Annotated in this window: 25 protein-coding genes and 1 riboswitch; of the genes, 16 read left to right on the top strand and 9 right to left on the bottom strand. The window is 55.7% G+C overall.

From position 1 onward, the window contains the following. Window positions 1-12 precede the first annotated feature (12 nt). The 3 genes from BSK21_RS13690 to BSK21_RS13680 all read left to right on the top strand — a co-directional run bounded on the left by BSK21_RS13690 (window position 13) and on the right by BSK21_RS13680 (window position 2429). A complete protein-coding gene (locus BSK21_RS13690; RefSeq protein WP_231924844.1) occupies window positions 13-798 on the top strand; it encodes an ABC transporter permease in 786 nt (261 codons plus the stop codon). A 116-nt stretch (window positions 799-914) separates the two neighbouring features. Continuing rightward, a complete protein-coding gene (locus BSK21_RS13685) occupies window positions 915-1412 on the top strand; it encodes a DUF1097 domain-containing protein (RefSeq protein ID WP_067552667.1) in 498 nt (165 codons plus the stop codon). A gap of 102 nt (window positions 1413-1514) precedes the next feature. Further along, a complete protein-coding gene (locus tag BSK21_RS13680; RefSeq protein ID WP_067552670.1) occupies window positions 1515-2429 on the top strand; it encodes a DMT family transporter in 915 nt (304 codons plus the stop codon). Between the two features lie 34 nt (window positions 2430-2463). Here the strand turns inward: BSK21_RS13680 and BSK21_RS13675 are convergent, their stop codons facing one another. Continuing rightward, window positions 2464-3330 (bottom strand): branched-chain amino acid aminotransferase, encoded by an 867-nt coding sequence (locus BSK21_RS13675; protein WP_067552673.1) that lies wholly within the window; start codon window positions 3328-3330, stop codon window positions 2464-2466. A 149-nt stretch (window positions 3331-3479) separates the two neighbouring features. Here BSK21_RS13675 and BSK21_RS13670 point away from each other — a divergent pair, with 149 nt between their 5' ends. Genes BSK21_RS13670 through dxs form a run of 6 tightly spaced genes read left to right on the top strand, consistent with a single transcriptional unit; the run spans window position 3480 to window position 8661 of the window. Next, window positions 3480-3977 (top strand): MarR family winged helix-turn-helix transcriptional regulator, encoded by a 498-nt coding sequence (locus tag BSK21_RS13670; RefSeq protein WP_067552676.1) that lies wholly within the window; start codon window positions 3480-3482, stop codon window positions 3975-3977. Continuing rightward, window positions 3974-4675 carry a response regulator gene (locus BSK21_RS13665; protein WP_067552679.1) on the top strand — a complete coding sequence of 234 codons (702 nt, stop codon included), beginning with the start codon at window positions 3974-3976 and terminating at the stop codon, window positions 4673-4675. The genes BSK21_RS13670 and BSK21_RS13665 overlap by 4 nt, the downstream gene beginning before the upstream one ends. A 30-nt stretch (window positions 4676-4705) precedes the next feature. Further along, window positions 4706-5632 (top strand): histone deacetylase family protein, encoded by a 927-nt coding sequence (locus BSK21_RS13660; RefSeq protein ID WP_074039045.1) that lies wholly within the window; start codon window positions 4706-4708, stop codon window positions 5630-5632. Beyond that, the gene (locus BSK21_RS13655) at window positions 5629-5871 is read left to right on the top strand and encodes an exodeoxyribonuclease VII small subunit (protein WP_067552682.1); all 243 of its coding nucleotides are present in this window, start codon (window positions 5629-5631) and stop codon (window positions 5869-5871) included. The genes BSK21_RS13660 and BSK21_RS13655 overlap by 4 nt, the downstream gene beginning before the upstream one ends. Then, the gene (locus BSK21_RS13650) at window positions 5871-6728 is read left to right on the top strand and encodes a polyprenyl synthetase family protein (RefSeq protein WP_082959481.1); all 858 of its coding nucleotides are present in this window, start codon (window positions 5871-5873) and stop codon (window positions 6726-6728) included. Before BSK21_RS13655 ends, BSK21_RS13650 begins: the two co-directional genes overlap by 1 nt. Window positions 6729-6735: 7 nt before the next feature. Further along, the gene (dxs, locus tag BSK21_RS13645) at window positions 6736-8661 is read left to right on the top strand and encodes a 1-deoxy-D-xylulose-5-phosphate synthase (RefSeq protein ID WP_067552685.1); all 1926 of its coding nucleotides are present in this window, start codon (window positions 6736-6738) and stop codon (window positions 8659-8661) included. Here the strand turns inward: dxs and BSK21_RS13640 are convergent. Both BSK21_RS13640 and BSK21_RS13635 read right to left on the bottom strand, forming a co-directional pair. After that, window positions 8658-9506 (bottom strand): SDR family oxidoreductase, encoded by an 849-nt coding sequence (locus BSK21_RS13640; RefSeq protein ID WP_067552689.1) that lies wholly within the window; start codon window positions 9504-9506, stop codon window positions 8658-8660. The two genes, dxs and BSK21_RS13640, sit on opposite strands and share 4 nt — an antisense overlap. 39 nt (window positions 9507-9545) lie before the next feature. Continuing rightward, window positions 9546-10298 (bottom strand): DUF4253 domain-containing protein, encoded by a 753-nt coding sequence (locus tag BSK21_RS13635; RefSeq protein ID WP_197498227.1) that lies wholly within the window; start codon window positions 10296-10298, stop codon window positions 9546-9548. Window positions 10299-10489: 191 nt separating this feature from the next. Between BSK21_RS13635 and BSK21_RS13630 the strand changes: the two genes are divergently transcribed. From BSK21_RS13630 to BSK21_RS13620, 3 genes are all read left to right on the top strand, one after another. Beyond that, window positions 10490-11956: an AMP nucleosidase gene (locus BSK21_RS13630; protein WP_067552695.1), complete on the top strand. Its 1467-nt coding sequence runs from the start codon at window positions 10490-10492 to the stop codon at window positions 11954-11956. Window positions 11957-12088: 132 nt separating this feature from the next. Then, window positions 12089-12376 carry an HU family DNA-binding protein gene (locus BSK21_RS13625; RefSeq protein ID WP_067552698.1) on the top strand — a complete coding sequence of 96 codons (288 nt, stop codon included), beginning with the start codon at window positions 12089-12091 and terminating at the stop codon, window positions 12374-12376. 84 nt (window positions 12377-12460) lie between these two features. Continuing rightward, complete coding sequence (locus BSK21_RS13620) at window positions 12461-13330, top strand: DMT family transporter (protein ID WP_067552701.1); 870 nt, start codon at window positions 12461-12463, stop codon at window positions 13328-13330. 44 nt (window positions 13331-13374) lie between these two features. Here BSK21_RS13620 and aroC read toward each other — a convergent pair whose 3' ends face one another. Next, window positions 13375-14478 (bottom strand): chorismate synthase, encoded by a 1104-nt coding sequence (aroC, locus tag BSK21_RS13615; protein WP_067552704.1) that lies wholly within the window; start codon window positions 14476-14478, stop codon window positions 13375-13377. Between the two features lie 97 nt (window positions 14479-14575). Further along, a riboswitch (TPP riboswitch) is annotated at window positions 14576-14678 on the top strand. Between the two features lie 43 nt (window positions 14679-14721). Here aroC and thiB point away from each other — a divergent pair. Genes thiB through BSK21_RS13600 form a run of 3 tightly spaced genes read left to right on the top strand, consistent with a single transcriptional unit; the run spans window position 14722 to window position 17906 of the window. Then, window positions 14722-15705, top strand: coding sequence for a thiamine ABC transporter substrate binding subunit (gene thiB, locus BSK21_RS13610; protein WP_067552707.1), 984 nt, complete (start codon window positions 14722-14724; stop codon window positions 15703-15705). Beyond that, the gene (locus BSK21_RS13605) at window positions 15674-17221 is read left to right on the top strand and encodes a thiamine/thiamine pyrophosphate ABC transporter permease ThiP (protein ID WP_367639218.1); all 1548 of its coding nucleotides are present in this window, start codon (window positions 15674-15676) and stop codon (window positions 17219-17221) included. The genes thiB and BSK21_RS13605 overlap by 32 nt, the downstream gene beginning before the upstream one ends. Then, window positions 17208-17906: an ATP-binding cassette domain-containing protein gene (locus BSK21_RS13600; RefSeq protein WP_067552714.1), complete on the top strand. Its 699-nt coding sequence runs from the start codon at window positions 17208-17210 to the stop codon at window positions 17904-17906. The genes BSK21_RS13605 and BSK21_RS13600 overlap by 14 nt, the downstream gene beginning before the upstream one ends. 54 nt (window positions 17907-17960) lie before the next feature. On the opposite strand, the gene BSK21_RS13595 is transcribed toward BSK21_RS13600, so the two are convergent. Genes BSK21_RS13595 through petA form a run of 3 tightly spaced genes read right to left on the bottom strand, consistent with a single transcriptional unit; the run spans window position 17961 to window position 20728 of the window. Beyond that, window positions 17961-18824: a cytochrome c1 gene (locus BSK21_RS13595; RefSeq protein WP_067552717.1), complete on the bottom strand. Its 864-nt coding sequence runs from the start codon at window positions 18822-18824 to the stop codon at window positions 17961-17963. A gap of 17 nt (window positions 18825-18841) precedes the next feature. Next, window positions 18842-20155: a cytochrome b gene (petB, locus tag BSK21_RS13590; protein WP_067552720.1), complete on the bottom strand. Its 1314-nt coding sequence runs from the start codon at window positions 20153-20155 to the stop codon at window positions 18842-18844. A 12-nt stretch (window positions 20156-20167) separates the two neighbouring features. After that, the gene (gene petA / locus BSK21_RS13585) at window positions 20168-20728 is read right to left on the bottom strand and encodes a ubiquinol-cytochrome c reductase iron-sulfur subunit (RefSeq protein ID WP_067552827.1); all 561 of its coding nucleotides are present in this window, start codon (window positions 20726-20728) and stop codon (window positions 20168-20170) included. A gap of 330 nt (window positions 20729-21058) precedes the next feature. Between petA and BSK21_RS13580 the strand changes: the two genes are divergently transcribed. Beyond that, entirely contained in the window at window positions 21059-21721 is a 663-nt protein-coding gene (locus tag BSK21_RS13580; protein ID WP_067552723.1) for an outer membrane protein, read from the top strand. Window positions 21722-21724: 3 nt separating this feature from the next. Here the strand turns inward: BSK21_RS13580 and BSK21_RS13575 are convergent, their stop codons facing one another. Beyond that, window positions 21725-22327, bottom strand: coding sequence for a glutathione S-transferase (locus BSK21_RS13575; protein WP_067552726.1), 603 nt, complete (start codon window positions 22325-22327; stop codon window positions 21725-21727). Between the two features lie 29 nt (window positions 22328-22356). Then, on the bottom strand, window positions 22357-22980 hold the full coding sequence (locus BSK21_RS13570; RefSeq protein WP_067552729.1) for an FMN-binding negative transcriptional regulator: 624 nt from the start codon (window positions 22978-22980) through the stop codon (window positions 22357-22359). Window positions 22981-23007 lie beyond the last annotated feature (27 nt).

Raw genomic sequence — 23007 nt, 5'->3', positions numbered from 1 at the left:
GGGAGGGCTGTGATGCCTCAAATGACGGGACTATTCTCACGCATGGCTGTGCTCGCTGGATCGCTGGCGGGGATGATCGCGCTATGGTGGGTGGTCAGCATGATCTACGCCACGCCAAGGATTTTTCCCGATCCAATCGTTGTCTTCAAACTCATCCTGTCCGAGATCGACTCGGGGCGTCTGCCCTTTCACCTCTGGCAAACGCTCAAGCGCGTTGCCGCTGCCTTTGTGGTTGCGATGGTTTTGGGTTCGATCATTGGGGTGATGCTGGGCACGCTGCCGCGAATGAACAGATGGGCAGAGCCATGGGTTATACTTGCGCAAAACCTGCCCGCCTTGGTCGTGATCGTTCTGTGTTACCTGTGGTTCGGTTTGAATGATCTTTCGGCGATAATCGCGGTCGCCTTTAACAAAACCGCCCTCGTCATCGTGACACTGCGCGAAGGCGCGCGGGCGATGGACAGAAAAGTGGCCGAAATGGCGAAGGTTTTTGGCATGTCGCCGATGCAGCGTCTACGCCATGTCGTGCTTCCACAGTTGGCTCCGTTCCTGGCGGCGAGTGCGCGTAACGGGCTGGCCATTATTTGGAAACTGGTTCTCGTTGTCGAATTCTTAGGTCGATCAAACGGGATTGGGTTTCAAATTCACCTCTATTTCCAGATGTTCGATGTGGCGCGCGTGTTGGCCTACTCTGGCGCGTTTATCGTGATCATGCTGTTGATCGAATACTTGTTGATCCAACCGATTGAGGCAAAAGCCACGAGATGGCGTCAACTTCAGGGTAAAAATTCCGTTTAACATTAGTGGTATTCGACTTTAGTTTATCAACTTAAGGTCTAATACCCGCCGGACAGGCTTCTCTCTACCGTTTCGCTTGCCCTCAGAGGAGAGGGGTAAACAGGGAAGGAGAAACTATGAACTTGATTAATGCATTAGCGATTTCAATCGGTGTATTGGCGGCCGTGGCAACATGGGTCTGCCTTGGTAACGGAGCGGGTCTACAGGTCTGGGCGCTCTTTATCGGTTGGGGCGCATTTTACCACACGGGCGGAAAATTTGAGGCTCTGACTAAGAACAGCATTAACCACATCTGGGGCGTGGCCGTCGCTGCCGTGACCTTGTTCGTTGTCGGATCGGTCGCTGGCTCCGTCATTGTCACATCCATCATCGTGGGTGTTTCAGTGGTTGTTCTGGTGCTGGGCGCGCATCTGCCCGCCCTCGCCACCATTCCAGCGGGCGTTTACGGCCATGCATCAACAGCAGCGGGTACGCTTCTGACGGGTGTTGCGCTGACTGATACTGCCGCTCTTGGCAAGGCGGCTATGATGATCGCGGTCTCGCTCATTGTAGGCAACGTCTTTGGCATCGTATCTGAAAAGATCGCAGGTGCCATGGTTGCAAAGGCTGAGTGATCAGTACGGCGGCGTGTTTTCAGGGCGCGCCGCCTAGCGTTCAGAATACCCATTGGCGCGCGCCCATTGAGTGCTACAAGGTCCCTAGAACAAAGGCGACCTATGCAGTTTTTCCGAGCCATCATTTTCAAAGTATTGTCGGTGCTTCTCTTTGTTGTCATGGCGGGGATCATCAAATCTGTCTCAGACCATGTTCCACCAGGACAATCGGTTTTCTTTCGATCCCTCTTTGCCATTCCAGTGATCGTTGTTTGGCTCGCGATGCGCAAAGAGTTGAGGATTGGTTTTAAAACGCAAAACCCAATGAACCACGTTTGGCGCGGCGTGATCGGCACCTCTGCGATGGCCATGACTTTTGGGGCGTTGGGCCTTTTACCACTACCTGAGATGACGGCAATTGGATACGCGATGCCGATCTTCGTGGTTGTCTTCGCTGCGATGTTTTTGAATGAACCGGTCCGCCTGTTCCGACTGATGACAGTCGCTGTCGGCCTCGTCGGGGTTATGATCATCATGGCACCAAGGTTATCGGTCGATGTCATCGATGTGTCAGAGACACTTGGCGCGGTTCTGGCGCTGGGGTCTGCTGTCACAGCAGCCTTGGCACAGGTTTTTATTCGCAAACTGACGAAGACTGAGACGACCTCATCGATCGTATTCTGGTTCTCCGTCACGGCCACTGGACTGTCGTTGTTGACGATTTACTGGGGCTGGGTCGTGCCGACGCCCAAAGAGGCCGCACTTTTGGTGCTTGCGGGTATTATTGGTGGCGTCGGTCAGATCCTTCTCACTTCAAGCTATCGGCTTGCGGATGCGTCGTTCGTGGCACCATTCGAATATTCGTCGATGCTTTTTTCGATCGCCATTGGATTTGCATTTTTTGATGAGGTGCCGACAAGCACAACGTTGATTGGTGCGTCCGTCGTGATCTTTGCTGGCATATTGATCATATGGCGCGAACGTCAGCTTGGGCTCGAACGAACCAAGACCCGAAAAGCAATGTCGCCGCAGGGCTAACCTACGGCGACACAATGTTCATCAAAGCTTACGATTAGGCGCGAACAAGCGCTTCGTAGTCCTCTGCGATAGAGCGGGTGATTTCACCAACTTCAAAAGTGTAGTCACCAATTTGACCTACGGGTGTGACCTCGGCCGCGGTGCCCGTCAGCCAGCACTGTTCAAAGTCAGCCAACTCTTCCAACTGAATGCGGCGCTCGATTACGTTGATGCCTTTGTCGCGCAGCATGCCGATGACAGTTTGACGGGTGATGCCGTTCAAGATCGCGTCCGGAATTGGTGTGTGAACTTCGCCGTCTTTGACAAAGAAGATGTTCGCGCCGGTGGCTTCAGCCACGTAGCCACGATAGTCGAGGAACAGCGCGTCGGAGCAACCTTTGGCTTCGGCGGCGTGTTTGGACATCGTGCAGATCATGTAAAGACCAGCCGCCTTTGCAGCGGTCGGGATAGTTTCTGGCGACGGACGTTTCCATTTTGCGATGTCCAGCTTTGCGCCTTTCATCTTTGCGTCGCCGTAGTAGGCACCCCAAGTCCAAGCGGCCACAGCCATGCGGACAGGGTTGCGAGCGGATGCAACACCCATGTCTTCGCCAGCGCCACGCCAAGCGACGACGCGGATATAGGCGTCGGTGAGGCCGTTCGCATCCAAGACAGCTTTCTTCGCAGCTTCGATTTCTTCAACGGTGTAGGGGATCGGCATGTCGAGCATTTCGCCCGACTTCAGGAGACGTTCGGAGTGTTCGACCGATTTGAAGATTTTGCCGTTGTAAGCGCGCTCACCTTCGAAAACGGACGATGCGTAGTGCAGCGCATGGGTCAGAATATGGACATTCGCGTCGCGCCAATCGACCAACTGGCCGTCCATCCAGATTTTACCGTCACGATCATCATAGCCAGCCATAGTGCACCCTCTGCTTTTCATTTATTTCTCAACGCACTACGATTTCTATCGTAAAATTGCGTGAATTCATGAGATTCGCTAACAGTGAAGGCTTGGAATGTCAACAAGGCTGACGTATTCTATTGGTGAACGAAAGAAGGGTTTCGGCCATGAATGACGTGCCAAGCGGACAGTCCTTGCTGTTTTTGACGGATGAACAGCTACGGCAGGGGATCGAGGCGATGTATTTTGCCTACCGCGGTTTCACGGCAGACCCTGATCGCATCCTCGAAGAAAAAGGCTACGGACGGGCGCATCACCGTGCAGTCCACTTTATCAATCGAAGCCAAGGCACGACTGTCAATAATCTCCTGTCTATTCTTGGTGTTACAAAACAGTCCCTTAATCGTGTGTTGCGTGCTTTGATCGATGACGGTTTGGTAGAGAGCAGGGTCGGCCAAGAGGACAAGCGTGAACGTCACCTTTTCCTCACTGAAGCTGGCCAGCGTCTAGAACGCGAGCTGTCCGATGCGCAGCGGGATCGAATGCGGGCTGCGTTTCGCGCCGCAGGTCCAGCAGCAGTAGGGGGGTTCCGTCAAGTTCTTGAGGCCATGATGGATACGGACATGCGTCGTCAATACGAGGCGCTGAGGGATAGAACGACATGAGCGCCGATGACGCCCATATTCTAATTGTTGATGACGATGAACGGATCAGAGGACTTCTGCAAAAGTTCCTGATGCGGAATGGCTTTTTGGTGAGCACGGCGCGCGATGCGGCTCATGCGCGTCGTATCTTGTCTGGTCTTGAATTCGATTTGATCGTTCTGGACGTCATGATGCCTGGTGAGGACGGTATGTCGTTGTGCCGCGATCTGAGGGCACGATTGGGCACGCCCATTATGCTGCTGACTGCAAAAGGCGAGACATCCGACCGGATTGCTGGTTTGGAAGCGGGCGCTGACGATTACCTTGCGAAGCCGTTTGAACCCAAGGAACTGCTCTTGCGGATCAACGCGATCTTACGTCGTGTTCCGCAAGCGGCTCCGGCTGTCGTGGTGCCGAAGTCTCTCAATATGGGTCCGTTTCGCTACGATGTGGATCGGGGAGAGTTGTGGAAGGGTGATGATCTGATCCGCCTGACCGCGACCGAGAGCCAGTTGATGAAGATTTTCAGCGCCAAGCCCAGTGAGCCCGTATCGCGGGGCACCTTGGTCGAGGAGCTTAGCCGATCTGGTGGGCAAACGCAGGAACGCGCTGTCGATGTTCAGATCACCCGTCTGCGCCGCAAGATCGAAGTCGATCCGAAGCAGCCTCGCTATCTCCAGACGGTTCGCGGTTCGGGTTACATGTTGCAGCCTGATTGACGGACGGATGGGATTGGGGTTCCTTGCGGTATGACCACAGCTCTGATCACACACCCCGCCTGCTTGAACCATGTGACGCCCGACGGACATCCTGAACAGGTTGCCCGTCTTCAGGTCGTGTTGGACGCCTTGTCTGATATTCCTTTGGAGCGCTTTTCTGCTCCAATGGCGGCGGACGATGATTTAAAACGGTGCCATCCGCAGTCTTACATTGATCGGCTGCGTGCGGCATTGCCCTCATCGGGATCACGGCAATTGGATGCTGACACACATATGTCGCCCGGATCTCTTGAGGCGGCGTATCGTGCTGCAGGTGCTGTACTGCTCGCAGTCGACAAAGTGCTGAGCGGAGACGTCAAAAACGCCTTTGCCGCCATTCGCCCCCCCGGTCACCATGCAGAACAAGAAATCCCAATGGGCTTTTGTCTGTTCGGCAATGTCGCGATTGCGGCGAAATATGCGCTCGATCACCATGGATTGCGCCGTGTTGCTATCGTTGATTTCGATGTCCATCACGGCAATGGCACTCAGGCGTTGTGCGAGGGCGATCCCCGTATCCTAACGATCACATCGCAACAGATGCCGCTTTGGCCCGGTACCGGTGATCCTGTCGATACGGGTGAGTTCGACAACGTTCTGAATATCGCCTTGCCCCCCGCCAGCGGCTCTGACGTTTTTCACAAAGTATACGAAGAACAAGTGTTCCCTCGCCTTATGGCTTTCGCACCCGAACTATTGATTATTTCTGCAGGCTTTGATGCACACCGTGATGATCCGCTTGCCCAGTTGGAATTCGAGACCGAAGACTTTGCCTGGGTGACACACCGCCTATGTGATATTGCCGAGGCCTCTTGCAACGGGCGCGTGGTATCTGCATTGGAAGGTGGCTATAACCTTGACGCGTTGGCAGCCTCCGCTGCCACCCATGTAAGTGTTCTGGAGGAAAGAGGCCGATGACTGACACGCCCGTTGACGAAATGAGCTTTGAGCAGGCGATGAAAGAGCTGGAGTCGGTTGTGAACCGTCTTGAGCATGGCGACGTGGCGCTTGACGATTCCATCGCGCTTTACGAACGTGGCGCTGCGTTGAAGGCTCGTTGCGAGGCCAAGCTGAAAGAAGCCGAAGAAAAAGTGGCCAAGATCACTTTGGGCGCCGATGGCGCACCGACTGGAACGGCACCGCTGGACGCTGGCTAATGTCATTGACTGCCGCACTAACCCGCGCTCGCGATCTGGCTGAGGCTGAAATCGCGCAGGCGCTCTCGGGCATTGATATGCCTGTCGCTGATGCGATGGGATATGCGGTGCGCGGCGGAAAAGGGTTACGCGGTTTTTTAGTTCTCGAAGGTGCGGCTCTCCACGGCGTACCGAACGCAGCGAAGGCCGCGGCGGCTATCGAATGTTTGCATGCTTATTCTCTGGTGCATGATGATCTGCCCTGCATGGACGATGATGATCTGCGCCGTGGGCAACCAACCGTTCATCGCAAATGGGACGAAGCAACTGCCGTCCTTGCGGGTGATGCGCTTCAATCTTTAGCATTTGAATTCTTGGCTTCCGCTGACTGTACCGCTGAGCGACGGATAGATCTGATCCGTTCTTTTGCCGATGCGTCGGGCGTGCGTGGGATGGTCGGTGGTCAGGCGTTGGACATCGCAGCAGAGACCGCTTCGGCTCCACTCACACTCGACCAGATCACGACATTACAGGCCGGCAAAACGGGAGCGCTCATCACGTGGTCTGCGACCGCGGGGCCTCGAATGGCGGGCGCGGACATTGGTCCGTTGAAACAATATGGCGATGCTTTGGGGCTGGCCTTCCAAATCTGGGACGACGTTCTGGACGTAACTGGCGATATAGAAACAGTTGGTAAAGCTGTTGGTAAAGACGCGGAAGCTGGCAAAGCGACATTCGTGTCCCTCTTGGGTTTGGACGGGGCGAAACGCCGCGCGGCCGATTTGGTGACTGAGGCTTGCGATGCCCTATCTATCTATGGTGAAACCGCGCAAACCCTGCGCGACGCGGCACGTTTTGTGATCGCCCGCGATAAGTGAGACAGCCATGACTGACACACCGATGACGCCACACCTCGACCGCGTTCATTCACCTGCGGACCTCAAAGGGATGTCGGATGGTGAACTGCGTCACGTCGCCGATGAACTGCGTGCCGAGACGATCAGTGCGGTTTCTGTGACTGGTGGGCATTTGGGTGCTGGGCTTGGTGTGGTGGAACTGACTGTCGCGCTTCACGCGGTGTTCGATACGCCCAAAGATAAGATCATCTGGGACGTTTCTCACCAGTGTTACCCGCATAAAATTTTAACAGGTCGTCGGGATCGTATTCGGACCCTCCGTCAAAAAGATGGCCTGTCCGGTTTCGCCAAACGCAGTGAGAGCCCGTATGACGCCTTTGGGGCTGGTCACTCTTCAACGTCGATTTCCGCTGCGCTCGGCTTTGCCGTGGCGCGCGATTTGGGCGGCGTGACCGAAGAGGGTGTCGGCGACGCGATTGCGGTGATCGGTGATGGGTCCATGTCTGCGGGCATGGCATTTGAGGCAATGAACAACGCGGGTCATTTGGGTAAGCGGATGATCGTTGTTCTGAACGACAACGAGATGTCGATTGCAGAGCCGGTTGGCGCTCTGTCGTCTTATCTATCGCGTCTTTACGCAGGCGCTCCGTTCCAAGAGTTGAAAGCGGCTGCCAAGGGTGCTGTCAGCTTGCTTCCTCCGCCATTCCGTGAGGGTGCCAAGCGTGCGAAGGATATGCTCAAGCATATGACCGTCGGTGGGACTATGTTCGAAGAACTTGGCTTCTCTTACATTGGGCCGATTGATGGGCATGATATGGAGCAGCTTTTGGCCGTCTTGCGCACGGTCAAGGCGCGAGCAACTGGTCCGATCCTGATTCATGCAATCACGAAAAAAGGTAAGGGTTATGCCCCCGCCGAGGCGGCACGTGACAAAGGTCACGCGACGGCCAAATTCGACGTTCCGAGTGGCAAGCAACACAAGGTGCCCTCCAACGCGCCAAGCTACACGAATGTCTTTGCCGAGGCCTTGCTCGACTTGGCGGCGAAGGATCAAAAAATCTGCGCGATCACGGCTGCAATGCCAGATGGCACGGGTCTATCTAAATTCATGGAACGTTATGCGTCACGTTGCTTTGACGTCGGTATCGCCGAACAACATGCGGTGACCTTTGCTGCTGGTCTGGCCGCAGGCGGAATGAAACCGTTCTGCGCACTCTATTCGACGTTCCTGCAGCGCGGTTACGATCAGGTCGTCCACGATGTTGCAATCCAACGTCTGCCCGTTCGTTTTGCTATCGACCGTGCTGGTCTGGTTGGTGCTGATGGCGCGACACATGCGGGCAGCTTTGATGTCGCGTTTCTGGCGAATTTGCCAGGCATGGTTGTCATGGCTGCTGCGGATGAGGCCGAACTGGTGCGGATGGTTGTGACGGCTGCGGCGCATGACGAAGGGCCGATCGCATTCCGCTTCCCTCGCGGTGAAGGTGTTGGAGTCGAAATCCCGACCGATGCCGAGCCTCTCGAAATCGGCAAAGGACGCATGATTGTTGAGGGTAAGAAGGTCGCGATCCTCTCGTTCGGGACACGACTTCATGAGGTTATGCAAGCCGTCGAAAGCCTGAACGCTAAAGGCATTTCTCCGACCGTGGCGGATGCGCGTTTTGCAAAACCGCTTGACCGTGAATTGGTCGTGAAACTGGCCGCAGATCATGACGCTCTGATCACTATCGAAGAAGGTGCAGTCGGTGGCTTCGGCAGCCACGTTGCGCAATTGCTGTCTGACGAGGGTGTATTCGACGCAGGTCTGAAATTCCGTTCAATGGTTTTGCCTGATACGTTCATCGATCACGCCAATCCGCGCGATATGTATGCGACGGCTGGATTGAACGCCGAGGACATTGAAGCAAAAGTGCTCGAGGTTCTTGGTGTGGCGGCGATCGGAAAGACTGCCTAGTCGGTTCCAGCGGCGAGAAGGGCATCCAGACCGCTGCGGTAGTCTGGATACTTCAAAATCACACCCAATTCGTCCTTGATCCGGTCGTTTTTCACCTTCTTGCTTTCGGCATAGAACGACCGCGCCATTGGGGTCATTTCTGCTGTATCGAAATCCTCGGCTTGCGGGATTGGAAGATTCAACAGTTTCGCCGCGTAGGCGATTACATCTTCGGGCGGGGCAGGGTCGTCGTCGCAGACATTATATGCGGCCCCCGGATTAGGGCGGTTGATTGAGGCCCAAAGCACCTGCGCGATGTCTTCGACATGGGTGCGGCTGAACACCTGCCCCTGTTTGATGATCCGCCGCGCCGTCCCATTGCGCACTTTCGCAAACGGTCCACGACCGGGACCGTAAATTCCCGCGAGCCTAAAGATATGGAGAGGTAGGCCCATAGCGCGCCATTCAGCCTCTGCCTTAACCCGCAGTTGCCCACGTTTTGTGGCTGGGGTCAGGGGAGCATCTTCATCCACCCAATCGCCACTGTGGTCACCATAGACGCCCGTCGTGGACAGATATCCGACCCATTCAAAGGTATCGGCTCGCGATAGAATTTCGCCCCGTAGGTGTTGCAGAACTGGGTCTCCATCTTCATTCGGCGCGGCAGAAATCAAAAGGTGCGTCGCACAGTCTAGTGCAGGCCGCATGTCAGCGCCGGGCCAAACCCGGGGATCGACGCCATCAGCAAGCAGCCTTGCCGCTTTGTCGGCGGACCTAGTTGTCCCGATCACCGTCCAATCGTCGGGCAGAAGTCGTTTGAGGGCTTGGGCGGAATAGCCGTGACCGAATGAGAGAAGCGTTTTCATGTTTCGCAATGTGACGTGACCAGTGACGCGGTCAAGTGGTCAGTCCCACCAGAACTGCCAAGTGGCCGCATTCATGAGAGCGCCAGCAAGCGTATCCAGCGTTTCAAACCCCTGATCAACGACATCTGGGCAATAGGCGTAGTGCTCTTCGGCAAGCGTCAGCGCTTCGGTAAGTGTGTGAGGTGGACGTAGAACGTGAAAAGTCAGCGTGTCGTGGCTATGACCAATCAGCCGTGCGCCGAAGCGATCGCGCCAGCGGCGCATCAGCCCCATATGGACTTCGGTTTCTGGAAAGGCATTCCATCCACCGTAATCGAGGTAGGCAGGCACTTCGGTCGGGTCCGCGGTGGGGAAGAGCGCGATGTAGATCGTTTGCAACGCCGCGCCGCGTGCAGGATCCCAGACCGCGCTATCAATAGCATCGGCATGGTTGGTGTGCGTATTTGATGGTCCGCGTGGCGGAACCGGTTGTTTTGTGTTGTTGGATCGGGCAGCCCAATCAAGCTTTGCCTGATCCATCCACGCAGGGAAATCGAATTTTGCAGCCCGTAACGCGATGTCCGTGATGGGTCGCGGCGTGGCATCGTTCAGTAATTCGACGGATCGGATTGAACCGATGATTATGGGAGTATGGTCCCGATTTTGGGCTTCTTTTGCGATGACGGCCTGAGCGAGATCGCTGTGACATCGGATCAGTGGAAAGCGAGTCACCGTCGTTTCGATCAGAGAACCAGCTTCGTAGATCAAAGCCTGATCATCATCTGGGCCAAATAACTTTTTCAAAATACTCATGCTCGCCCCCAAGCGGTTTGACGCCATTTGCCATCATCGCTTTGCCAGCGGCAAGTGCCATTGCGTCTTGAAGACGTTGCATAACTGGTGTCAGATTTGAGGATGGACCTATCAGGCATCATAACCAGATACTCTGACCCTGTAATCGGGGCGCATGCCGACGTCCAAAACAATTCCAAAAAGGTAGAAGAATGAAGCAAATCATTACGGCCGACACGTTGGCGGCGGAGAGCTTTGATAACGCAGATCAGGCCGTCGAGCGCTTGATCGAATTATACGATGTAGCCGTTCAGTTCCTTGGCAAAGAGTTTTCACGCGCTGTTACTGAAGGCAAGCCAGAGGCCCGCTATCGCGCGTTTTATCCCGAGATCAGAATTGAAACCAAAAGCTATGCCCAGACCGATAGCCGTCTGTCCTTTGGCCATGTGGCAACGCCCGGCGTCTATTCGACGACTGTGACGCAGCCTCGTTTGTTTGCGAATTACTTGCGTCAGCAGATTGGTCAGTTGATCGAAAATCACTCCATTTCGGTCGAAATCGGACCCTCCACGACGCCAATTCCTGTCCATTTTGCCGTTGTGAACGATGCGGCGGTTACGATCCCCCAAGAAGGCGCGATGAATTTCACCTTGCGGGATGTTTTCGATGTGCCTGATTTGTCGATTACGCACGATGACATCGTGAATGGCACTGGATTCACATACCCCGACGGATCGCATCCACTCGCTCCGTTCACGGCGCAACGGGTGGACTATTCGCTGGCGAGGTTGTCGCACTACACGGCGACAGCGCCAGATCACTTCCAGAACCACGTGTTGTTTACGAACTACCAGTTCTACGTCGAAGAATTCGAAGCCTACGCCCGCCAAATGCTGGCTAATCCCGATAGCGGCTATATCGAATTCGTCGGGCCAGGGAACATCGTGATCACGGGCGCTGCAGAGCCGCTGCCTATTCCTGCAAAACTCCCGCAGATGCCGACATACCACCTTAAACGCGCCGATGGATCGGGTATTACCTTGGTCAATATTGGCGTCGGTCCGTCGAACGCTAAGACAGCAACAGACCACATTGCAGTGCTTCGTCCGCACGCTTGGTTGATGGTTGGGCACTGTGCTGGTTTGAGGAATAGTCAGCGGTTGGGTGATTTCGTTTTGGCTCATGCTTACCTGCGCGAAGACCACGTTCTGGACGATGATTTGCCCGTTTGGGTTCCGATCCCCGCACTTGCCGAAATTCAGATCGCGCTCGAGAATGCTGTGGCAGAGGTCACAGAGGTCTCTGGCTACGATCTCAAGCGTATCATGCGCACAGGCACCGTTGCGACCATCGACAACCGCAACTGGGAGCTACGGGACCACTCTGGCCCTGTGCAGCGGCTCAGCCAATCAAGGGCTGTAGCGCTCGATATGGAGAGCGCGACCATCGCCGCCAATGGCTTCCGCTTCAGAGTGCCCTACGGCACGCTCCTGTGCGTGTCTGACAAGCCGCTGCATGGCGAGTTGAAATTGCCAGGAATGGCCTCAGATTTCTATAAAACACAGGTCGCACGGCACCTCATGATTGGTGTGCGGGCTATGGAACACCTGCGAGAAATGCCTCTTGAACGCATCCATAGTCGGAAATTGCGCAGCTTTGAGGAAACAGCATTCCTCTGATTTCGCCTTTTTGGTCGAAAATAGGGCTTTTTTGCTTGCATCGATCCACTTTTCATAGTGGTGATCTACTATATACCGTTATTATACGGGACATGAGGCCCAATATCGGGCGGAACTAGGGAGACCATAAAAATGGCAAAGCCGATGACTAAGGCGCAACTCGTCGCCGCACTCGCTGAAAAAGCAGGCACAGACAAAAAGACCGCAACCGCTGGTCTCGAAGCTCTGATCGATATCATCACCTCCGAAGTTTCGGGCGGTGGCGCTGTGACCCTTCCGGGCGTAGGCAAAATCTACTGCCGCGAGCGTCCCGAGCGTATGGTTCGCAACCCTGCAACCGGCGAAACCATGTCGAAGCCGGCAGACAAGGTTGTGAAAATGACCATCGCGAAAGCACTGAAAGACAGCGTTAACGCATAAGTCGTTCTGCAGGTCTTGCACCTGACGCATTCTTAAGAAAGGGTCGCTGGCATCAGCGGCCCTTTTTTCATTCTCGGGGACATTATGGATTTACGTGCTATTTTGATGGGGCTTTCATTTGCCCTGATGTGGTCATCTGCCTTCACCTCTGCACGAATTATCGTCCAATATGCCCCGCCGATGGCCTCACTATCGCTGAGGTTTTTGGTGTCGGGTCTTCTTGGGATCGCGATTGCGTATGCGATGGGACAGCGGGCCAAACTGACCCGAGACCAATGGAAGGCAACGCTGATTTTTGGTGTTTGCCAGAACGCGCTCTATCTCGGACTGTTCTTCGTCGCTATGCAAACGATTGAAGCGTCACTGGCTGCAATCATTGCAGCGACGATGCCGTTGATCGTTGCGCTTTTCGGGTGGGTGATGGGCGATCGGCCAAAGCCGCTGGGTATGCTCGGGCTTGTCGCTGGGATTATCGGCGTGACCGTGATTATGGGCGCACGCCTTTCGGGGACGATTGATGTTATGGGCCTCGTTCTGTGCGCCATTGGTGTGACTGCGCTGGCGATTGCAACGCTGTCTGTGCGCGGTGCGTCCTCTGGCGGCAACGTTTTGATGATCGTTGGTTTACAAATGCTGGTCGGCTCGGCCGTTCTGTCCGTGCCTGCGACTCTGCTCGAAAGCTGGGATATTATTTGGAGCTGGCAGCTTATCGTGGCGTTCTTCTACACCACTCTGGTTCCCGGCCTTTTGGCAACTCTTGTCTGGTTCCTGCTCGTTCAGCGGATCGGAGCAATCAAAGCTGCAACCTTCCACTTCTTGAACCCGTTCTTTGGCGTAACCATCGCGTGGGCTCTGATTGGAGAGGAACTGACTCACTGGGACGTGATCGGCGTTGCGATTATTGCTACGGGGATTTTGGCCGTCCAATTGTCCAAGCAAGGCGCAAAACTATAACGGCGCCTCTTGGGCGCCGCTTAGTATCTTGATCATTAGTAGGATTAGCCGATCTGACCTCGATTGCCGCCAGTGTGGGCGCGGTCGAGCAGGATATGGTCGAGGATGACGCATGCCGCCATCGCTTCACCTACGGGGACTGCGCGGATGCCGACGCAAGGGTCGTGGCGACCTTTGGTGACGACTTCGGTCGGGGTGCCGTCCATGCGAATAGAACGGCGCGGCGACAGGATGGACGAGGTCGGCTTCACAGCAAAGCGCACGACGACGTCTTGGCCAGTGGAAATACCACCAAGGATGCCCCCAGCGTGGTTTGACCCGTAACGCACCTGACCGTCTTCAAAGAAGATCTCGTCAGCGTTGTCGCGTCCTGTAAGGGCCGCTGAAGCCATGCCTTCGCCGATTTCAACCCCTTTGACGGCGTTGATCGACATCATCGCAGCCGCGAGATCGGTATCTAGCTTTGCATAGATCGGAGCGCCGATCCCCGCAGGGACATTGCGCGCCACGACTTCGATCACTGCGCCAACGCTGTTGTGGTCGTCCTTGCGGAGCCATTGCAGGTAGTCTTCCCACTCCGACGCCATTTGTGCGTCAGGGCACCAGAAATCGTTCTGGTCGATGGCGTTCCAATCGAACCGATCACGGTCGATCTTTTTGTCGCCCATCTGGACCATGTAACCTTTGATCTCGATTGCGGGCGCGAGTGTTTTCAACACCTCACGCGCGACACCACCGGATGCAACGCGAGCAGCCGTTTCACGGGCAGAGGAACGACCGCCGCCGCGATAATCGCGCAGGCCATATTTTTGGTGATAAGCGAGGTCAGCGTGGCCCGGGCGGAAGGTCTGGGCGATGTCGCCATAGTCCTTGGACCGCTGGTCTGTGTTTTCGATCATCAGCTGGATTGAGGTGCCAGTGGTCACGCCTTCAAACACGCCAGACAGGATTTTCACTGCATCGGGTTCGTTGCGCTGGGTCGTATTTTTGTTTTGGCCCGGTTTGCGCTTGTCCAACCAAACCTGAATCATCTCTGGTGTCAGCGCCACGCCTGGAGGGCAGCCGTCGACAGTTGCGCCCAAAGCTGGACCATGGCTCTCGCCCCACGTGGTGGTGCGGTAGATGTGACCGAAGGTATTATACGACATGGGCGCCTCCTTTGTTGTTTCCTCTATCGCGGACAGGGCGAGGGGCCAAGGTCTTTTGCGAATTCCTCTTGAACATCGTTTTCGCGCGTCTATGTTCGCGGTTACCTCGGGGTGCTCTGACAACAGGGCTGAGATGCGAAAGCGGACCCGTTGAACCTGAACCGGTTAAGACCGGCGGAGGGAAGGTGCAGAGTTGATCCTCTTGACCCCCGTCCGTTCGGCGCATGAAGAGGAAAGACCATTATGAAAACCACCCTCACCCATGTCGCAGGACTTTGTTTCGTTGCTACTGGCGCAATCGCTGAAACATCGACCCTGACGATTTATACTTACGACGGCTTTAACAGCGACTGGGGCCCAGGTCCGCAGATCGAAGCAAATTTTGAAGCCGAATGTGCCTGTGATCTGGAGTTTGTCGCTGCTGGTGACGGCGCTGCAGTGCTGTCGCGCCTGAAACTCGAAGGGGCAAATACAGATGCAGATATCGTGCTCGGCCTCGATACGAACCTGACCGCGGATGCAGCGGCAACGGGCCTTTTCGCGGCGTCGGGCGTGTCCGCAACCTATGATTTGCCGATTGAGTGGTCGGACGACACATTTGTTCCGTTCGATTGGGGCTACTTTGCTTTCGTTGCCGGGAAAGATGTCGACGCACCGGCCAACTTCCGTGAACTGGCGGCAAGCGACCTGAAAATCGTGATCCAAGACCCGCGGTCGTCGACACCTGGTCTGGGCCTCGTCCTCTGGGTCGAAGCGGCCTATGGCGACGAAGCGGGCAGGATTTGGGCTGATCTGGCGGATAACATCGTCACCGTTACCCCGGGTTGGTCTGAAGCCTATGGCCTGTTCCTCGAAGGTGAAGCAGACGCCGTTTTGTCTTACACGACCTCGCCGGCCTATCACCTGATCGCGGAAGGCGACGACAGCAAGACGTCGTGGGCCTTTGACGAAGGGCACTACATGCAGGTTGAAGTTGCGGCGAAAGTCGCCTCGACCGATGTGCCTGAGTTTGCGGATGCCTTCCTCGTGTTCATGACGACAGAAGGGTTCCAGTCGGTAATCCCGACAACCAACTGGATGTATCCTGCAGTGACACCTGCGGCGGGTCTGCCCGAAGGGTTTGAGACCCTCGTCACACCCTCGACCGCTCTGTTGCTGAGCTCTGAGAACGCGGCTGCCACGTCGGGTTCGGCGATTGACGCATGGCGCGCAGCACTCGCTCAATAAACTATCCACGCTGGCCGGGGGCGATGGTGATCGCCCTCGTGCTGGTGTTGACGCTGGGAACACTATTGGCTGTTCTTTGGCGGGCCGAAGGCGTGGGGGATTAGGTCGGGCTGAATGGGCCGCCGTTCGGTTTACCGTGCTTCAGGCCATACTATCTGCTGCGGCCAGCGTAGTATTGGCAATCCCTGTAGCACGGGCGCTGTCACGACGCAGGTTTCCAGGTCGTTCGGTCCTTATTACGCTGCTAGGCGCTCCGTTCATTTTGCCAGTCATTGTCGCGGTCATGGGGCTGTTGGCCGTCTTTGGGCGCAATGGTCTTTTGAATGATGCGATCGCTTTGGCGGGCGGGGATCGGATATCAATCTATGGGTTAGGCGGCGTTGTGCTGGCTCATGTGTTCTTCAATCTTCCACTTGCGGTGCGAATGATCCTGCAAGGCTGGATCGCTATACCTTCCGAGAGGTTTCGGTTGGTTGTTAGCCTCGGTGCCTCGGTAAGCACGATGCTCGAGCGCCCGATGTTGCGCGCCGTTTTGCCAGGTGCGTTCATGGCGATTTTCTTGATTTGCTTGACCAGCTTTGCAGTCGCGCTCGTCCTAGGTGGTGGCCCAAAGGCAACCACTGTTGAGTTGGCAATCTATCAAGCTGTGAGATTTGACTTCGACCTCGGGCGGGCTGCACTTTTGGCTGCTGTCCAATTTGGCTTGTCCATTATCGCCGCGCTGGCTGCGTGGTTTATCACTGTTCCCGAAGGCTTTGGCGCGGGACTTGACCGCGTTATGCCGCGTTGGGACGGAGCCACTCTATGGGCGCGGTTGTGCGATGTAGTCGCTATCGCGTTTGCCGCTGCATTTCTGATTCTGCCGCTGTCGATGGTAATCATCAAAGGTGTGATTGGCTTGTCCGATTTGCCTGTGTCCGTCTTGCCCGCAATTGCGCGTTCGGTTTCGGTAGCGGCTGTCTCTACAGCTTTAACCATCGCTGCCGCAGTCCTCTTATCGATGCGGGGCGGACGCGCAGTTGGGCTGGCTTCAGCTTTGCCTCTCGCTGCTTCATCATTGGTGGTCGGGACGGGACTCTTTGTTGTTGTTCAACCTGTGTTCAATCCCGCAAAATTAGCGCTGCTGGTCACAGCCTTGATGAATGCGCTTATGGCGCTTCCTTTCGCGCTGCGCGTCATCGCGCCAGCGTTTGAACGTGTTGAGGCGGATTACGGTCGACTTGCCGATTCGATTGGGATGAAAGGCTGGGTGCGGGTTAGGATTGCTGTCCTGCCTCGCATACGAAAGCCGCTCGGCTTTGCAGCAGGATTGGCTGCGGCTCTTTCTATGGGAGACCTAGGTGTCATCGCTCTCTTTGCGACCTCGGACCAGCAGACCTTGCCATTGTTGATGTATCAATTGATGGGCAGTTATCGCACGGACGCTGCGTCTGGCGCGGCACTTGTATTGTTGGGGCTGAGCCTTTGTGCCTTTTGGATTTTCGACAGGGGAGGACGGGTCGATGCTGATGCTTGAAAACCTGAATGTTCGTCAGGGTGATTTCCACCTATCGGCAAATGTAGGCTTTGCAGTGGGGCAGGTTACAGCCCTCATCGGTCCCTCTGGTGCTGGCAAGTCAACGATCCTTTCTGTGATCGCGGGCTTCTATCAAGCGTACGGACGGGTGTTGTGGCGCGGTGAACCGATTACGGATTTGCGACCAGATCAGAGACCGGTTTCGATTCTGTTCCAAGACAATAACCTCTTTCCTCATTTGACCGTTTCTCAGAATGTCGGCCTCGCGCTGCGTGCTTCGCTTCGGCTGACGAGTGATGAGCAGCGACGCGTCGATGAAATGCTCGCGAGCGTTGGGTTGTCGAGTATGGAAACGCGTAAGCCTGCCGCTCTTTCAGGTGGGCAACAGAGCCGTGCCGCGCTTGCGAGGCTTTTGCTGCAAGATCGTCCTGTGATCCTCTTGGATGAACCTTTTGCGGCTTTGGGTCCCGGTCTCAAGCAAGAGATGCTGGCCCTCGTGCGGGAGCGAGCGCTGAGTGACAATCGTGTTGTGTTGATGGTGACACATGATCCGCAGGATGCAGTGGTCGCCGCTGATCAGATTGCGCTGGTCGATGAAGGGAAGATTTTTGCGCCTTTGCCCACGCGAGAGGTGCTGGATAATCCGCCCGAAATGTTGCGGCGGTATTTGGGAACGAACCAATAGAAACGAAAAAGGCCCACCAATTTGGCGGGCCTTTCTTATTCAGAGCGCGTCAGATTACTCTTCGTCGCGCTTTTTGCCTTTATGCGGCGCCCACAGACGCTTGTTGGTCATGTAGAGCAGAACCGACAGAACGATCAGGAAGATCACGCCAGTCAGACCAGCTTCTTTACGAGCGTTGAGTTTAGGTTCAGCGGCCCACATGAGGAACGCAGCAACGTCCTGAACTTCGTGGTGCAGGTCGTTAGAGTGACCATCGTCGAATTCAGTGTCTTCGCCGTACAGCGGCTGCGCCATCGCAATCCAGCTGCCCGGATAGAGGTGGTTGCCGTGCTCGTCTTTACATTCATTCGGGTAGCCGCCTGCAGTAAAGACGGTGTTGTAGTTACCGTCAAAACCTTCAGGTGCACATTCAGGTGCCTCTTCGTAGCCCGACAGAAGCGACGCGATGTACTCGGGGCCGCCCATGCCTTTAACGATCTGGTTGATACCGAGGCCGTAGGGGCCGTGGAAACCAGCGCGTGCTTTGGCCATCAGGGACAAGTCAGGTGCGTTCGACAGCGACGAGCCCGGGAATTTGTCAGCCGGAGTAGCGGCGCGGAAGTCGCCTTCACCGTCTGCAAGTTCAGGATCCCAAACTTCGAATTGACCTGCGTAGTCCCAGACTTCGTCGATGCCGTAGTGCGGTCCGCCCTCATCGGCGAGGGTGCCGAAGCGAACGTGCTCGAGGCCGTGACATGCCGAACAAACTTCGGTGTAGATTTTCAGACCGCGCTGAAGCTGCATCTGGTCGTAAGAGCCGAACGGACCTTCGAACGAGAATGCGAAATCTTCGACGTGACTGGTGCCACCCGATGCCAGAGCGGCACCGGAGGACAGACCAAGAGCGATCGCGGCGGAAAGGGTCAGTTTACGGAACATAGTTCTTGTTTCCTTTCTCACTCGGCCGGGTTGCCGTAGTGGGCATTGAAATCTTCCTCGATGGTCGCAGGCTGAGCCAGCGGCTTTTCGATAACACCCAGCAGCGGCAGGATGATGAGGAAGTACGAGAACCAGTAGGTCGCAGCGATGAGCGAGATCCAGTCATACGGGAAGGTTGTTGCCTGTGCGCCAACCCACATCAGTACGAAGAAATCGACGACCAGCAGAGCGAACCACCATTTGAACATCGGGCGGTAACGACCCGAACGTACTTTGGAGGTGTCCAGCCAAGGTGCCAGAGCCATCACAGCGATCGCACCGAACATCGCGAGAACGCCAAAGAACTTTGCGTCGACGATACCAGCAGTAATGAAGCTTACGAATTGAACAGCCCAAACGTCAGCGGTGAACGCACGCAGGATCGCGTAGAACGGCAAGAAGTACCATTCAGGAACGATGTGCGCAGGTGTCGCCAGCGGGTTTGCTGGGATGTAGTTGTCTGGGTGGCCAAGGTAGTTCGGCATAAAGCCGACGATAGCAACGAAGACCACGAGGATCACAGCGAGTGCGAAGAGGTCTTTGATGACGAAGTAGGGCCAGAACGGTAGCGTGTCTTTCTGTGCTTCTTCCTTCGAGCCACGACGAACTTCAACACCTGTTGGGTTGTTGTTGCCTGTGGAGTGGAAAGCCCAGATGTGTACCATGGTCAGACCAGCGAGAACGAACGGCAGCAGGTAGTGCAGCGAGAAGAAACGGTTCAGAGCGGGTTGACCAACAGCGGATGCGCCGAGCAGCCAAGTCTGGATCGATTCACCGATGAACGGGATCGCACCAAACAGACCGGTGATAACAGCGGTACCGTGGAAGGACATCTGGCCCCAAGGCAGAACGTAGCCCATGAACGCGGTGCCCATCATGATCAGGTACATAAGCATACCGATGATCCATGTAACTTCACGTGGTGCTTTGTACGAGCCGTAATAAAGGCCGCGGAAGATGTGGGCGTAAACAGCCACGAAGAACAGCGATGCGCCGTTCATGTGGAAGTAGCGGATCATGTGACCGCCGTTCACGTCGCGCATGATGTGTTCGATCGAAGCGAACGCCATGTCAACGTGCGGGGTGTAGTGCATGACGAGCACAACACCAGTTGCAATCTGAAGACCCAGTGTGAAGGCCAGGACAATGCCCCAGATCCACATCCAGTTAAGGTTCTTCGGAGTGGGGATCATGAGGGTGTCATAGAGAAGGCCGATGACGGGCAGGCGGCTGTGGAGCCACTTTTCTGCGCCAGTCTTCGGCTCGTAATGATCGTGCGGGATACCGGACATTCGTGCCTCTCCTTAGCCGAGCTGGATTGTGGTTTCGTCGATAAAGGCAGCGACGGGGATATCGAGGTTGCGCGGTGCCGGACCTTTGCGGATGCGGCCTGCGGTGTCGTAGTGCGATCCGTGGCACGGGCAGTACCAACCACCGAAATCGCCCGACTCACCGAGCGGCACGCAACCAAGGTGGGTACAAACGCCCATCTGAACGAGCCATACGCCGTCTTCCGACAGGGCACGGTTTTCGTCCGAAGCATCTGCATCGGCAGCCAAGTTTGCGTTTTCAGCATTCTGGTCAGGCAGCGCATTCAGTTCAACTGCGCGAGCTGCGTCGATTTCTTCCTGCGTACGAGCGCGGATGAAAACAGGTTTGCCCTGCCACAGAACGGTCAACTGGGTGCCAGCGGCAACCGAGCTAACGTCTACACGCTTCGAGGCTTGCGCCTGAACGTCTGCGGACGGGTTCATCTGATTAACGAGAGGCCAGACAGCGGCGCCGGTCACCACTGCGCCCGCACCTGCGGTAGCGTAGTAGATGAAATCGCGGCGTGTGCCCTGGTGTTCTTCTTGATGTGACACGGGGTGCATCTCCGATTTTTCCGGGCCTCGGCCCATACGAATAGGACAGACGGCAGAAAACCGCCGTCCGTTCGGGCGCTGTTTAGCTATCAAAACCTGTCGCGTCTAGCGGACAATCGGGCGCAGGCATTGGGAATAAGGTCGTAGGGAGTGGAAAGATGGCGCAAAAACCACAATTTGCCCCGTAAACTGGGGGTAATTTCGATATTTGCTAGATTCCGTAGCGATTTTTTTGTGCGGGAGGCAAAATGACGCGAAGCCGCCACGACGCTTGATAGCTTAGGGCTCGAGGCGTAGGACGGGAACAAATATCAATTTTGGGATGTTATCATGACAAAAGCCAAACTTCTCGCGACCCTCGCATTTGTCGCACTGCCGACCTTCGCCGCGGCAGAATTCGAAATTAGTGGCTACACGGGCACTCAGGGCGCACCTCATTCTCCGGTCACGATGGATGATCCAAATAATGGTGGTCTAACAAGCTACACATTTGGCTGGGAAGGCAAACCTTTTGCTATGCCTCCCTACTACGGCTTCCGTGGGACATGGTGGCGTACCGATAATCTCGGGTTCGGCATCGAATATACACACGCCAAAGTTTATGCCGATGAGCAATCTCTAAACGATACGGGCTATAAACGATTTGAGCTGACTGATGGTATTAACGTATTGACCGCAAATGCGACCTACCGCTGGAATGACAAGTTTGCCAATGGCTCTGTAACTCCCTACGTTGGCGGCGGTTTGGGCTTCACCTTCCCCCACGTGGACATCGAGGCAGCGGCTGGCCCCCATACGTGGGAATACCAGATCACCGGCGCTGCAGCCCGCCTCTATGCAGGTGCCAAATATGACATCAACGATACCTGGGCTGTATTTGGTGAATACCAGTTCACCTACAGCCATCAGGATATCGATTTGGACAACGGCGGTAATATCAAGTTCGACTTGATCACAAATGCGCTGAACGTTGGCCTGAGCTACACGTTCTAACCTTTATTCCGGCACGGTGTCCGTCATGGATTTCCGTGCCGCGAACTCGGCGTGCCACTTTGCCAGCTCAGGCCGTGTGGCGCGCCAATTCCGATCTCCCAAACGAAAATCGACGTAGGACAGCGCGACGCCAATCGCGATCTGACCCATGTCGAGCGGTCCCAAAAGGTTGCTGATCCAGCGCTCTTCGACGGCTGTGAGCGCACGGTCAATCTTTGCCCACTGAGCCTCAACCCATTCAGGATACTGATATTCGGCGGGACGCATACGGGCTTCGTAGACAATCGCCACGGCAGCTTCGAGAATCGCATCTGCGGTCGCTTCGAGCGTCAGAACATCCCACTGGCGATCAGCTGGATATAGGCCGAGGTCCCAATGCGTGTCGAGGTAGCGCGTGATGACGCGGCTATCGTAAATTGCAGGGCCTGACTCGCGGAGCAATGCGGGGATTTTTCCCAGTGGGTTGGCCGCGATTACCGACGAATCGGTGGCCAAAGGCGTGGTGGCGACCATCATCTCTTCGATCTCGTCGGTTTTGCCAGCTTCGCGGATCAAAACGCGGACTTTCCGAACGAATGGGGATGTGATCGAGGCGATGAGTTTCATAGTTGTATCCTACGTTGTGTTGTCCGAGGTTAATCAGCGAGAGTCGCCCGCATCAAGGCTCCAATCGTAGGCGGCTCTAGACCAAATCCATGTTTGTCTACCTCGTTCGAGGCGGCCAACCGTGCTTCGGTGGTCTTATTTTGGGCGAGCTTCCATGTGCTATCGACAGAGGTGATGGTCAGTCGAACAGGAACGATCTGCCGCATCATTCGCTCAATTACGTCGTCTGGCATTTTGTCCGTTTTCCAAGGCGTCTTTGGCAGAAGGCGCGATTCGAAAAATGCCGATTGGCGGTCAAGCATGTCGCGCATTGCGCCGTCGGGCAGCTTTTCGAGAGTTCCGCGCAGATGTGCTGCCACATAATTCCAAGTGGGCACTTGGTCGTCGAGGCCATACCAGTCGGGCGAGATGTAGCTATCGGCCCCATTCACCGCCAAAAGGCACTTTTGAGGCTCTGATATGGCACGGACGATCGGGTTAGACCGAACGAGATGAATATCTGCGATCTTACCGTCCTCAGAGAGCAGGAACGGCACATGCGAGGCCAGTGGTCCTTCATCACCGTTTACCGTTAGGGTCCCAAACGCCCGATCCCGAGCGAATTCGATAGCTTGGTCGGGCGGCATCTGTCGGTAGATCGGATTCGGATGCATGGTGCGCTTTCGTTTGGACTTTCGTGT

It is taken from the genome of Marivivens sp. JLT3646 (genome assembly GCF_001908835.1).
GTDB classification, from domain to species: Bacteria; Pseudomonadota; Alphaproteobacteria; order Rhodobacterales; family Rhodobacteraceae; genus Marivivens; species Marivivens geojensis.
This window is presented reverse-complemented; position numbering and strand designations above follow the sequence as displayed.